Raw genomic sequence first — 14,033 nt, forward strand, 5'->3', positions numbered from 1 at the left:
AAGACTCAGGTGTGCATATTTAAATAACCACATTAAACTCAGTATTTCTGCTTAGTTAAAAAGCGGGATGCTCCCAAACTGTTTTTTAATTTAAATCCCTGCGGTTATTCACAACGGTTGCTCTGCTTGAGAAGGTGGCTCTTCTGGCAGCGGGATAAATTCTGTCTCTTGAGGAACCTGAGCAAAGCGTCCCTCTCTCCAATCGAGTTTAGCTTGCTCAATGCGCGAGTGGCGACTCGAAACAAAATTCCACCACTTATGGCGCTCACCAACAGGTTCACCGCCAATCACAATACAACGAGCCTTGCCTGAAGCAGAAATGTTTACTTCAGTGCCTGAATTTAGAACCGCTAGCCGATGTTGTTCTAAAGGCACTCCATCGATAACAAGCCCCTCTGTTACGCTGTAAACCGCCTGTTCGCTGTAATGGCCCGGTAAGGTAAATTCTCTTCCAGCAGGTAGTTGCACGTCCAGATAAATCATGGGTGAAAATATTTCAACTGGCGAAGTACGACCATAGGCCTCACCCGCAATTAGGGTGAACGAAACTCCTGCATCCTCCCAAACCGGCAGCTCAGAAGCCGGATGATGCCGAAACCAGGGGTCGGTTTCTTCGTATTCATCGGGAAGGGCTATCCAGGTTTGGATGCCATGCAGGATGGCTTCTTTGCTGCGCTCGTCCTCAGGCGTGCGTTCGGAGTGGACAATGCCTCGCCCTGCTGTCATCCAGTTCACCGCACCGGGACGGATTTCTTGAACGCTGCCGACACTATCACGATGCAGCAAAACCCCTTCAAACAGGTAGGTGACGGTGGCTAAGTTGATGTGCGGATGCGGTCTGACATCCACGCCCCGGCCGGGTGGAAACACCGCAGGGCCCAGATGGTCAAAAAAGATAAACGGGCCTACCAGTGCTAGAACGTCTGAGGGAAGCAAGCGACGGGCTTGGAACCCACCCAAATCTTGAATGTGTGGCTCAATGAGATGCTGGATGGTATCCGTCATAATGTTTATAAAGTTGGGAACGCTAATCGTTTATGTCAAAAGTGCATTATACAAAAAGCTATCCTTGTAGAGGCAGATCGCAATATCAGTGACTGGTCTAAACTTTCCCAATCGAAAGCTGTTGTAGAGTGTCGAGTTCTCAACGAGCTTTCTGCTTACGAGACGATGGAGAGTTCATCACTGACTTGAATCCTACCTTTGACCAGGGAGCGAATCAGACGATCGAGTGAGCCACGTTCTTCTTCACTGATGGACTCATCAAGGATGGCGGCCATCATGCCGTAGCGGTCAGCTTTGGTAACGCGGTGAGTATCGGTGACAGTGGCAATTAATTCGTTGATAGCGCCGGGGAGAAGATTAACTTGAAACATGGGATTATTTTGAACTCGACACCTTAATCATCTCGTGGTTTCTCCTAAGAGCAAGTGATGGTGCTGGGTGTTTCCCGTGATAATACTGAGAATATTGGGTGAACCAAGTCCGTGTTACCAGTGATCGAAGTCACAACATTGAAACCAATGCAGCGGTGGAACAACTACAACCCACCTTCCGCCCTTTGACTATCACACCGTAATAATTTTCGTCTTGCACGAGTCTGAACTTCCTGCTGTGCAAAAGTTTCAGACTTTCATAGGAAGAACTACCTCTTGACGACAGGAAATCAGCTTTTCCGGGTTAACGTTTCTCTGCTTCGCCAATGAGCGTAAAAGCAGCCCAATCTACAGGATTAGGATGTTTGACCAATGTCACCAGCATGGCCTTCCGCAGCGCTTGGGCAATATCAGGGGTTAGCTGCATCTGTCGATAAAATTCCGCCATCAAGTCGGCTGTTGATTTGTCGGATACTGACCACAGAGAAACTACAACACTCGGAACGCCTGCTGCAATAAACGAGCGTGATAAACCAATGATGCCATCACCTGTAATACGACCGCGACCCGTATTGCAAGCACTCAAAACGACGAGTTCGGCATTCAACCTCAAATTGAAAATTTCGCTAGCAGTGAGTAAACCACTGTCATCCTTGCTTGGGGCAAGTGCGATGACTCCAGGTACCCCCAATCCCTCCACGTCATCCAGGATGCCGTGAGTTGCTAAATGCACGATGCGCGATCGCTCTATTTGCTGTAAAACTGCTACTTTTGTCGCTTTGTCGCCTGTAAGCGGTTCAGCATTCAAAAGCTGAGCGATCGCGATCGCTTCGGCTTCAGAGTGTGGGAGTGATGACAGTTTTTGAGGAGGTTGGTTAGTCGTAAAAGCAACACTTGGCATGGTAGGATTCCCAACGACTAGCGCACCTTTTCCTGAAGCAAGCTGTTGCTGTTTCTTTGTTAAAGACAGCACTTGAATTGAAGGTGCTGTTAAAATAGTATGTTTTTCTATCAAGTAGTTTCCCGAAGTATCTTGCAACGCGGCAAAGGGAACTAAGAACAAAGATTCATGAGGAATAAAGGTAATTCGCGACGCTGGATCTTGAGGTAGAAGGTCAGCAATTGGTTCGATCAGTAGTTGATAAAGTTCTTGCAATGACGGGTTTAAAAATCGTTGCTCGACAATAGGCCGGGTTGGGGTGGGATTTGTACCTGGTTGGGATCGCTGCTTGTTTCGCAGGCAACTGGGAATGAAGCAACGACCTTCAGTAATCAAGGCTTTTAATGAAGTTTTTTCCTCAACCAAACCTTTCAAAGTGATGCGACGAAAGTCAATTTTTCCGGTGGGCTGCATTACCCAGATATAAAGTTCTGAATCTTGCAGCTTTCTTTGACCATCAGCTTCTCTAACTTCTTTGATAATCGAGTAAGAAACTAAAGTGGAATTTTGTTGTTTAGCGATTTGCTGAATTTCCTGGATGTTGAGCGGTTTTATTTGACTTTCCGATGACTTTAGGGTAGCCTGTGCTGACTGGGAAGAAAAACGGTTGGTCAATAATCTCACAAAAGCTTGCGCCCGTCCCCGCTCTGTTATTTCTAGCGCTGTCTCATGCTGATTTTGATTGGCAAGCACTTCTTGCAATGTACTATAACTTGTTTCTTGGGTTTCAAAAATTGAAACTAAATTGAGGTCGTTATTTTCTAAATTTGACCGCAGAGATTCCCAAATTTCAAGGGCTGAAAATAAAGCTTTGATAGCTTCTTCTGGTTGCTTTGCTTTGTATAAAGCGTCACCTAAATTTGTGAGTGCGCGGCCTTCAGCGTGGCGATCGCTCAGTTCTCTGGCAATGACTAAACTTTGTTGGTGAGACTCAATCGCTTGACGATAATTTTTGACTGCATAGTAAGCAATTCCTAAATTCTCTAGAGCACGACCTTGAACGAAGCGATCGCCCAGTGCTGAGGCGATCGCTAAGCTTTGCTTCTGAGCATCAATTGCTTTGGCATAATCGGTTAGGGAATAGTGTACTAATCCCAAATTGCTCAAAGCAAGAGCTTCGCCTCGGCGATCGCGCTGCTGTTTAGCGATAGCTAAACTTTGCTCTTGATATTCAACTGCCTTTTTATACTCTTTTTGGGCATAGTAAAGTAATCCCAAATTTCTCAGAACACTCGCCTCTAAATCAGCCGATTTTAGGGAATGCGCTACTTCCAAACTTTGCTCGTAGTATTCGATTGCTTTTTTATAATTGCCAATCGCGCCGTAAGCAGCTCCCAAACCAATAAAAGCTTGTCCCTTTCCCAATAAATCGGCCCTGGATTCAGCTTGTGCTAAGCGCTGCTGGTGGTAAGAAATTGCTTTTTCATAATCTCCGATCGCGTAGTAAGTCGCGCCTAGATTGTTGAGCGCGTAGCCTTCCCTAGCGCGATCGCGTCCAAGTCTCGCCAGCTCTAAATTCTGCTGGTAGCAGGCGATCGCTTTGCTGTAGTCTTTTGGCGCAGTCTGGAGAGGCAATCCTGCTTGCTGCCCCAGTAATTGTTCCTCAGTTAAGCATTGAGCGGCACTCGGTGTCAGGCTGGCTAAGTTTTGCGGTTCGCGATTTCGATCGCCATTAAGCTGGCTCAATTGTTGAGCGGCAAGGGTATTAGGAGTTCCTGGCGGTGTATTAGAGACTTGCACTGAGACAGGTACAGTGGCTGCTGCAGTTGGTATTGCATCTGAGTTTGCAAGCGTTGGTACGAGTGGTGTGGTGGTTGGGAGACGTAGTGGTTCTGGCACGCCCCTTTCTGGCGGTAGCGTGGGAGCTAACCCAGGGGAATTAGGATTATCTGGTGGTGATACACCTAAGCCTAGAGGTGCGATCGCAGGGAATTGAATCGCAGGTGGTGCGAGTGCAGCGAGTGCTGGTGGTTCTGGCGGTACTAGGGGAGCAGACCCACCACTCCCAAGGCCAGTCCGCCAAGGAGGAAGAGGCGAAGTGCCTAGAGCAAGGGTAGGCTCTGCCACAGATATTAATCGACTGCCACTGGTATCAATGCTATTGGGGTCATTACTGCTGGTAGCGAGGCGAATCGTACCCTCATTGGTGAGGATAGTGCCGGGAGCGATCGCGTTCTCCGCTTGCAAAGTGACGTTTCCGTCCGGTATGCCCGCCTCAGCTACAGAGTTGATGGAGCTGTTTCTAGCATTAATGCTGCCACGAGGGCTGAGCAGGCTGATATTGCCCCCTCCAGAGAGGATGGAACCTGCTACGGTGATGTCTGTGTTGTAAAGAATTTCAATATTACCGCCAACGCCTGCGCTAGCACGGGAATCTATTCTTTCTCCGGTGGCATTAATGCTTGAGGTTCCTGCAAGGAAAATTGGACTACCGCCAGAAGTAATATTTCCTACAGTTAAACGACCCGCGTTAATTTTAATATTGCCCCCTCTCCCTTCGGGAGATGTAGAATTTAAAGCGCTAATATTGAGCGTGATTCCGCCAAGTGGCTCATTCAGAGAACCAATCGCACTATGGCCGGAAATAAGATCTCTGACACTAACATCAAATCCTTCAATGTTGATTGCGCCACCTCTTCCGTTGCTAGAACTAGAATTGATACTCCCGCTGGCATTAAGTTCTAGAGTAGAGAAGTTAATAAAGCCACCTCCAGAAATGACATTTTGCAGAGTTACAGGCCCTGCGTTTACTTTGATATCGCCTCCAACTCCACCGCTATAGCTGGAATTTAGGGTACTATTGCCGGCGTTAAAGTTGCCTTGGTTGGACACAGAAATGCGACCGCCACCGGAGGTTATATTACCAGTCACAATGTCACCCCCAGTATCACCCCCCCGAGCTTTGAGTTCAATGGCGCCTCCCACTCCTGTGTCAGAACTCGAATCAAAATTCCTGGCGCTGATGCTGCTGGTAGAGAGGCCGCCGATATTATTGAGGCTGATATTGCCACCGTTTGAGACAATGTTTCCGACTGCAATGCTACCAAATGCCAAAAGCCCGACATCGCCACCTGCAGTGCCGCTGCCAGAGTTGAGATCGCCGACACCGATCGCACCTGCTTGACTGCTGAGGGTAATCTTGCCACCGCTAGAGAGAATATTTCCCGTTGCTATATTGCCGTAAGCATTGAGAGAGATGTTGCCCCCTCCCCTGCCGCCAGTCGCGCTCAGAGTGCTGGCGCTGGTGTCGATCGCACCTCGATTGCTAAGCAAGCTGATCTCGCCTGCGGCGATTCCGCCAGTGTCGATGTTGCCGGCACTGATGTTGCCTTCTCCATAAAGGGTGACTTTGCCTCCGTTTCCAAGGAAGCTAGAGGTTGTAATTCCACCGCTGGCGATCGCGTTTGTCCCATATAGGAAAATTGACCCACCGTTACCGGTTATCGAGGAAGCGTTCAAGGTGTTGGCGCTCGTATTAATGCTTCCCCCCGCGCTGTAGAGGGTAATATTGCCGGCATTGCCCAAAGTTGAAGTATTCAGGTTTTCCGCTGCGATGTCCCCGGACGCTACCAGCGCGATATCTCCGCCATTTGAAGTAATGGATGCTGCTTGAATGCTGTTTGCAGCGCCTAAAAAAACTGAACCTGCGATCGCGATATTGCCAACTTGAATGCTGGCAGGTGAAGAACTGGCGGGTGCTAGAGTGCTGTTTCCAGTGAGGGGATCGGGTAGGTTGCCAGCCGTAAAAACCAACTGCGGTCGATCGCTAGATGCGGAACTGATAGTGAGATCACCGGATGCGATCGTGCCTTCGGCTTGCACTCCCAGAGAACCGCCTGCGTAATTACCAAAAGAGACGTTTCCGCCTGAGACGATCGTAGAACCGCCTGAACTGGCGAAGTTGCCGGGGCTACCTTGAAGTGTGGCAATAGAGAAATCGCTCCCAGCTCTGAAGAGGGCATCACCGGATACAGTACCGTTACTGGTAAGTGTGATGCGGCCGCCAGCGCTCAGTAAGCTTTGGGAGTGATTGCGCGCCTGGATGTCTATTTGGCGATCGCCCTGCACGGTTAGGTTTCCACCCACATCAGTAACAAAAGAGTTAGCCGCGCTGTCGCGAATGCGGACAGCTTCCCCCGCTTGCAATTTCAAGTCACCAGTTGTTTGTAGTTGCCTGTTTGCTAGGGTCAGGTTACGCGCGGCTGACACAGTAGCCGTTTGAGCAGACACTGCTAAATTTTGGTTCGCACCTGTTGCCTGAGTGTCGGCGATCGCCACATCGCCAGCTTCTACTTGCAAGTCTGAATTCGTTAGCTGTACGCTTCCGTCGCTGTTAACTGTAACGCCTGTAGCATTGCTGCTACCCCCTGTCAGCAGTTGGGACAGGGTGAGGGGACTCAACGGCACATAAGCAGAATTTAGATTAGAAGAGGGGGAAATTTCTAAACTCAGCAGATGCCCTGCTTGAGAAATGCGGACTAAGTTTTGTCCAGGCACCGATGCGATCGCAATTTGCCCGGAAGGTGCTGACAAAGTACCGGGGCTGAAAACTGTTCCCCCTATTAAAGCTAGCGTTTGCCCGGACGGTACGCGCAGTTGACCGAAATTTGCGATCGCCCCTGGCTGAGCTGTACCAAAATTTAAAATGCTTGGCGTTCCTGTTAGCATAGCGTATTCATTAACGCCAACTGCCTGAAACAAATTGTTGCCCAATCCGATTCCGGTTGCTGTCGTTGCCAAGAATGAACCAGGCACGTTCAGTTGAGCGTTGGAACCAAAAACAATCCCCGCTGGATTCATCAAAAATAAGTTAGAATTACCGCCTATTACTTGAATTAAACCGTTAATATAAGAAGCATCGCCACCCACAACTCGCCCTAAAATATTGCGGATATTCGGATCGGAAATAAAATTAACAATTTGACCGTCTTTGAGTCCAAACTGCTGAAAGCTATGAAAGAGATTAGTGCCGTCTTTTGAGAGCTGTCCCCCGTTGATGTTAAATTGATTGCCGGAGGCATTAACAGCAGTTCCTGTGCCATCGGGAGACGGAGTGATTTGCTGTCCTGTAGCAGCAGGTGAGAACAGTAAAAAACCTAAAGATACCACCCAACTACAAGTCAACAGTTGCTGCTGATATCTTTGAGTTATTCTTGTTATAATCATTAGATTCCTCCGTAAAATATTTTTTTGCTGAGTGCGCTTAAATTATAATAAAACTTTTTACTCAAACAACATGAGTGGAGTTTAAGCTAAGCACGTTAAAAAGTCCGCTCTTAGCTTAACTGGCGAACGTTTATAGAACCCATTTGAGATCTAAGCGGCTGCAAGCCCGATCGGCATCAGCCTAATAAAAATAGTCTGGAGAGTTTTTAGTCCTTAGTCTGAAACCCTTGATTTTTCCTTGGTAGTTCGATTGCCGAATCGCCTTGAAAGCCATATTCTACGGTTGGTTATCAAAAATTGTCCTAAGTCTTGTAATAAAACAAAGATTAAACTTGGCACTCGCATCAACCAGAGTTCTCTCAAAATTACTGACGAGGATTTTGCACGTCTCTATCCAAGCATTTGCCCGTTCTCTTCCCCTACCTTGTCACAACCGGAAAAAACAAGCATTTGAGGATGATCTACTCTTCGTCTGTGAGACTGGTAGAGTATGGCATAACTGCTGGATACGAATTTTGCAGTCACTTTACTTCAAGACAGTAAAAAATGTCAAATGGGTTCTATAAAAGCGATCGCCCTTCCCACTCCCCCATCCCCTGAAGCCGTGAAGCGTAGCTATCCCAGAGGGAATCGCCCTTTTATCCAAAATCAAAATAAGTAGACAGACAAAAAAATTAGTCCGCCTACTTAATCGCTAACTACAAATCACTCCCACTCGATCGTTCCCGGTGGCTTAGAAGTAATATCGTAAACCACTCGGTTCACCCCCTTAACCTCATTCACAATCCGGTTCGAGATCAGTTCCAACAAATCGTAAGGAACCCGCGCCCAATCAGCCGTCATCCCGTCTTCACTCTTAATAAATCGCAAGACGATCGGGTAAGCATAAGTGCGCTGATCGCCCATCACGCCTACACTGCGAATCGGCAGCAAAACTGCAAAAGCTTGCCAAAGTTCACCGTACAATCCGTGCCGGTTAATTTCTTGGCGAACAATGAAGTCAGCATCCCGCAAAATATTTAGTCTCTCTGCGGTAACTTCTCCTATAATCCGAATCGCCAATCCCGGGCCGGGGAAAGGTTGCCGGTTCACGATTTCTTCGGGAAGCCCGATCGACCGGCCGACTTTTCGCACTTCATCCTTAAACAGTTTTCGCAGCGGTTCAATCAGCTTAAATCGCAAATCTTTCGGCAAACCCCCCACGTTGTGGTGGCTTTTAATTTTAACAGCAACTCGCTCGCCACTTTTCGGGTCTACATTAGTGTCAGCCGACTCAATCACATCAGGATAAAGAGTACCTTGTGCGAGGTAGTCGAAGGGGCCCAGACGCTTCGATTCTTCTTCAAATACGTTGATAAATTCGTGACCAATCCGCTTGCGTTTTACTTCCGGATCGGTAATCCCTTCAAGTTGAGCTAAAAAGCGTTCGCGAGCATTCACATACTCAACGTCAATGTGGAATTGCTCTTTAAATAATTTTACCAACCGTTCTGGTTCATACTTCCGCATAAACCCTTGGTCGATAAACATACAGGTAAGTTGGTCGCCGATCGCCTTGTGCAGCAAGAAAGCCAAAGTAGAAGAATCTACACCGCCCGATAGAGCCAGCAAAACTCGTTTCTCTCCGACTTGCTCTCGAATTTCGCGAATCGATTGCTCTACAAAAGTAGCTGTCGTCCAAGTCGGTTCGCACTCGCAAATGTGGTAAACAAAATTGCGAATTAAAGCTATTCCCCCGATCGAGTGAACTACTTCTGGGTGAAACTGAACCCCGTATAAATTTTTCTCGTGGTTAGCAACAGCAGCAGACGGAGTATTGTCCGTGTGAGCGAGGATCTCAAAACCAGGCGGCAGCTCAGTACAGGAGTCTCCGTGGCTCATCCACATCGTGCTGCCCTCTTCGACATTTGTCAGCAAATCCGTAGGATCGTCGATAAATAGCGATGCCTTGCCGTATTCCGCTAATTTCGATCGCTCAACCGTGCCTCCGAGCTGCTTTACCATCAACTGCATCCCGTAACACACTCCCAACACCGGTATTCCCAAATTCCAAATTTCTGGGTCGCAGTGGGGTGCTTTTTCATCGTATACAGAACTCGGGCCTCCTGAAAGAATAATTCCTTTAGGATTGATAGCTTTTAACTGTTCTGCCGTAGTCCGGTAAGAAATAACTTCTGAATATACTTGAGTTTCGCGAATTCGACGAGCAATCAGTTCGGAATATTGCGAACCGAAGTCGAGAATCAGGATGATCTGGCGCTCGCTCTGCCCCAGAGAAGAGTTTGTGAGGAGGTCTGATTCAGTTTTTATTTGAGTAGTCACGGTTATTGCGTAATTGCTAATTGCTAATTGGGCAGAAAGTAGGGGAGGTATTTGTCGCTGCTTCAGTACAAGACTGAGGAAGGCGAGCAAGCATTAGTCGCTAGGAATAAATCTTATTTATACTAGATTGCAGTCAGCGCTCGTAGTCGATTAATAGGGTCGAGGCCAAGCATAGATTTACTTCAATCCTTACCCTAATTAATTGAACTCTTGCGTCAAAAACTGCGTCCCCAAGCAACCTAGTATAATTAAGGTCTAGGGACAAAGAATTATTACTTGTTAAATATTATCCCTGAGCGATGTTTTAAACAGAATTCAGGGATATTCACACTAGATTAACAAATTTGGGTCAAAAATGTATCTCCTATATCACTTTTAACAATAATTTTGCGATCGCGCCCAAACATCACCGAGCCCACGGGGATGTGCAAGTTAGTGTGAGTAAAAATGCAATCCGATGACCGCAAGTCTATTTGTCGGGCGATGTCGCCGTAAATTTGATCGACCCAATTGCTCCCAAACTCGGCGTCTAAAGCCCGCAGTTGCCCGAGAGCCTCTTCGGCTGTCGCTGCGGCAAAAATTGCGGAACACGCATCGGCAGGCATTCCAGCTTTAGCACAGTAAGCTGTGAGAATTTCCCTACGCCCGTCAGCGAGGTGGTGGTGAGTGTGAAAAATTCCCGCCGCCAATTTCATCAGCTTCCCGTGATAGCCAAACAGCAAAATTGACTGCACGCCCTGATATCCTGCCTCTACCAGCAGCGGGCCGAGCCAGTTAGCGGTTTTGACTAGCCTCTCGGGATTAATCCCCAGTTGTCGCGCCAAATCCAAACCGTTTTCGCCGATGCAGAAAACCAAACAGTCAAACAGTTCGGCTTTTTGTTGCAGTTGTTCGCGGTAAACTTCCAACTGTCCAGGGGCACTCAGCGGTTGAGAAATGCCAGTTGTACCCAGCAGCGAAAGTCCTTCTACCACGCCGAAAGCTTCGTTAGAAGTGCGGGTGGCTAGTTGTCGCCCAGACGGCAGAATCAGGGTGACAGTAATTTTTTCTCCCCGTGCGAGTTCTCGGCTCAGATTCGATCGCAACAGCCGCATTGCGTAATCATAGATTGCGGCCCCTCCACCGACTGTGTGACGCCCGATACCTTCACCGCCGAGAATCACAATCTGCTCGGACTCTCCCCCATTCTCTCCCTCTCTCTCCCTCTCTCCCTCTTCCCAATTCCCCAATTCCACCATTCCCCAAACGGGGGTATTGCGAGTCAGATCGAGATTGTCCCCCGGATCGGAGCGAGTCACTCCTAAAGCGGTACCAGTTTTGAGTACAGACGCCTGTTCGATCGGAATTTCTGCCGTTATTGGCGGTTCCAGTAAATTTACTGATACGCTATCAACAGACTGGATACCCTCACGCAAGCACCGCAAAGCTGCAAGTGCGGCCGCACAGGCAAATACTGGCAGTGTATACCCGGATAAAGGTTGAGTTTTTGTCACGATCTAATGCAAAAATCCGTAAATTTACTGAGGCTCGACCTCACGCTGTAGCAATAAGACCCCTCAAACATTTAAGCTTAATTTTAGGGTTTGCTATTATCACCAGTTAGGGTAATTTTTGTCAAGTAATAATTTTGTCCTACCAGTTGCCGATCTCAGCCACAATTTTTTTGAGGTGCGTTAGCGGAGCCCTCGTAGAGGAGCGCCAAAAACCCACTCCGAAGCCTTACGGGCAGGTGCGGGGGATTTCCTATAAACAACCCGGAATCTCGATCGCGATCGCTGGGACTGAACAAACGGATTCCAGGAATTAGGTACAAATAGTTAGCCGCTATACTCCGCAAGTCGATCGTACTTCCTTTTATAGATTTAGCTAGCCGTAAAGGTTTGAGAGCGGAATGGAGGATCGGGCGCGAAATTTGCTTTGGCCCTTGGGGCGACTTGTTTGAGGCGGAATTCGAGCAATTTTTGGCAGGCGAAATGCTGCGATCGCTTCCTTGTTAAGCGCTAAAACCTACTTTTGGACAATTAGCAAATTTATATCTCCCAAGCGGTTGATGTTCCAGTAATCGCTTGCCATCTATATTAATAACCATTACCCGGAAGTGCCAGTCTAGCTTTCAAGCTCACATCTTGAAGGCGGGGCTGGTTTTATCTTAACAGGCTAGGTCAGCAATTTTCAGCAGAAAGATTAAATTTTATTGACACGGCGCGTGAAAAATAATTTAATGGCCAGCCAGCCTCAAACCATTACCAAACCTGGGTTGGACAGTTTTCAATCTAAAATCTACAATCTAAAATCGATTGACTATGGTTGAACCAGTTGCAGAGTTAAATGAATCTCTCTCTCTTCAGAGTCCAGAAATAGTAGACCCGAAAATATTTCAGCTCGTTCTCTCTGCAAAAACAGATCTCAAATTTTCTAAAAAAGACGTTCGATCGACCCTGAAAGCCTCTACTCTAGACGGCGTTTTTGCCACTCTCTTCGAGTCGGCGACCACCGGTGTACTGTTGAGCAACTTCTTGCTGCAACTCGGCGCGAGCAGTGTGGAAATAGGTATATTTTCTGCTATTCCGATGGTGGTAAATCTCCTGCAACCACTAGGAGCCTACATCGCAGACCGGACAGCCAGCCGCCGCTGGTACAACTTATTTGTATTCGGCGCGTCGCGGCTGCTGTGGCTGGTGTTCGCGGTGGCAATTGTTTGGGGTTCCCAGCACGCAGACCCCCACCAACTGCTGCAATGGACGCTGGTAACAGTCGTAGCCGCTAGTGTGCTGGCAGCTCTGGCCAATTCTAGCTGGTTCAGTTGGATGGCTGCTGTGGTTCCTCAGCGCTTGCGGGGACGCTATTTTGGCTTTCGCAACAGTGCTGTCAGCTTCATCAGTTTGCTGGGAGTGCCGTTGATGGGATTGGGAGTGTCAACTTGCGACGGCGGTCGAATTTTTGGCTACGGTATTGTTTTATTTGTGGGTGTTTTGGCGGGAATGATTAGTTTGGGGTGTCAATCTTTCATGGGTGATGTGAATCCCCAGGTATACAAAAAAGATGCAGAGAGCGATCGACTTACAGAGAAAAAAGAAAAGCAAATAACAGATTTTGTGCCTTCTGTGCTGAAAGATTCTAATTTTTTAATGTTTATTCTTTACTTCAGTGTGTGGACATTTGCTGTCAATCTCAGCGCGCCTTTTTTTAATATCTACCTGCTGAAAGATTTAAGCTTGGATGTGAGTTTGGTAACGATTTACACCAGCTTAAGTTCCGGCGCAAATCTACTGCTGCTGATGTTTTGGGGCAAGTTGGCCGATCGCTGGGGAAATCGCCCACTGCTAATTGCGGTTGGGCTGGTGGTAGCGGTAACGCCTTTGTTGTGGTTGGGTACGGGCAATTACCCTTTTGCTCTATGGGTGTGGCTGCCGCTGCTGCACTTGTTGGGGGGAACGACTTTAGGCGCGATCGGGCTGTGTACTAACAATATTCAAATGGAGATAGCGTCGATCGAGCAACCTTCGACTTATTTTGCGATCGCCGCAGCAGTTTCGGGAGTAGCTGGGGCTTTGGGAACTACCGCCGGCGGCTTTCTTGCCGAACTTCCTGGCATGAGTTTGGGAGCAGTGTTTGCCCTCTCGGCTGGTGTTCGCTTGATTGCCCTTCTGCCTTTGGTTTTGGTGCGAGAACCTCGTAGCCAGTCGCTGCGGTCGATCGTCCCCACTTTGGGACGTTTCAATTTAAACCGCGGCTAGGAAATTTTCGCACAAATTTACCGATCGAGAAACCAGAAAAGCTCACAGATTGTTAAAAACTTCAAGCACATCACACAAAACCTGAGAGTGCTTGAAACAAATTTTAATCCAAAACATAGTCCAAACCTGCTAGGTGTTCTGCCAATACCTCACCATTATCTTGCAGCTAACTGACAAATCGATAAGATATAGCTGTTCTAAAAACTGACCTGGCATAGCGTAAATGTGTTTAAATGTTTCTTAGCTAGGGCGTCGGAGCGCTACTTCTGTTAGGAGAATCGAGCATTTTTCCATAACCAAAGCTACTATTTCACGCTCTGAATTTTTTACGTTTTAGGAAAAGCGAGCATTTTCCCTGAACCAAAGCTACTATTTCACACTGTAAATATTTTAATTTAAGAAAAATAAATAAATTTAACATTTTAATACAACAAACTCAACTAGAGGGTGTTTTGGGACTAATATCCTGAGAATCGAAATAGCTAAAAATTG

6 protein-coding genes are annotated in these 14,033 nt (G+C 47.6%); 1 reads left to right on the plus strand and 5 read right to left on the minus strand.

What is annotated here, in order from left to right:
* Positions 1-108: 108 nt before the first annotated feature.
* The 5 genes from QUB33_RS09290 to cbiD form a co-directional block, all read right to left on the minus strand.
* Positions 109-1,005, minus strand: coding sequence for a pirin family protein (locus QUB33_RS09290; RefSeq protein WP_333349682.1), 897 nt, complete (start codon positions 1,003-1,005; stop codon positions 109-111).
* A gap of 155 nt (positions 1,006-1,160) precedes the next feature.
* Positions 1,161-1,376 (minus strand): hypothetical protein, encoded by a 216-nt coding sequence (locus QUB33_RS09295; RefSeq protein WP_190659239.1) that lies wholly within the window; start codon positions 1,374-1,376, stop codon positions 1,161-1,163.
* 304 nt (positions 1,377-1,680) lie between these two features.
* A complete protein-coding gene (locus QUB33_RS09300) occupies positions 1,681-7,482 on the minus strand; it encodes a CHAT domain-containing protein (protein ID WP_333349684.1) in 5,802 nt (1,933 codons plus the stop codon).
* 705 nt (positions 7,483-8,187) lie between these two features.
* Positions 8,188-9,792, minus strand: coding sequence for a glutamine-hydrolyzing GMP synthase (gene guaA, locus QUB33_RS09305; protein ID WP_333349789.1), 1,605 nt, complete (start codon positions 9,790-9,792; stop codon positions 8,188-8,190).
* Positions 9,793-10,139: 347 nt separating this feature from the next.
* Entirely contained in the window at positions 10,140-11,297 is a 1,158-nt protein-coding gene (gene cbiD, locus QUB33_RS09310; RefSeq protein ID WP_333349686.1) for a cobalt-precorrin-5B (C(1))-methyltransferase CbiD, read from the minus strand.
* Between the two features lie 810 nt (positions 11,298-12,107).
* Between cbiD and QUB33_RS09315 the strand changes: the two genes are divergently transcribed.
* Complete coding sequence (locus QUB33_RS09315) at positions 12,108-13,541, plus strand: MFS transporter (RefSeq protein WP_333349792.1); 1,434 nt, start codon at positions 12,108-12,110, stop codon at positions 13,539-13,541.
* Positions 13,542-14,033 lie beyond the last annotated feature (492 nt).

The organism is Microcoleus sp. B3-A4 (assembly GCF_036705385.1).
Taxonomy (GTDB): domain Bacteria; phylum Cyanobacteriota; class Cyanobacteriia; order Cyanobacteriales; family Microcoleaceae; genus Microcoleus.

Coding starts and splice junctions, on each gene's coding strand:
- QUB33_RS09290 (WP_333349682.1), bottom strand. CDS start 1,005: ATGACGGATACCATCCAGCATCTCATTGAGCCACACATTCAAGATTTG.
- QUB33_RS09295 (WP_190659239.1), bottom strand. CDS start 1,376: ATGTTTCAAGTTAATCTTCTCCCCGGCGCTATCAACGAATTAATTGCC.
- QUB33_RS09300 (WP_333349684.1), bottom strand. CDS start 7,482: ATGATTATAACAAGAATAACTCAAAGATATCAGCAGCAACTGTTGACT.
- QUB33_RS09315 (WP_333349792.1), top strand. CDS start 12,108: ATGGTTGAACCAGTTGCAGAGTTAAATGAATCTCTCTCTCTTCAGAGT.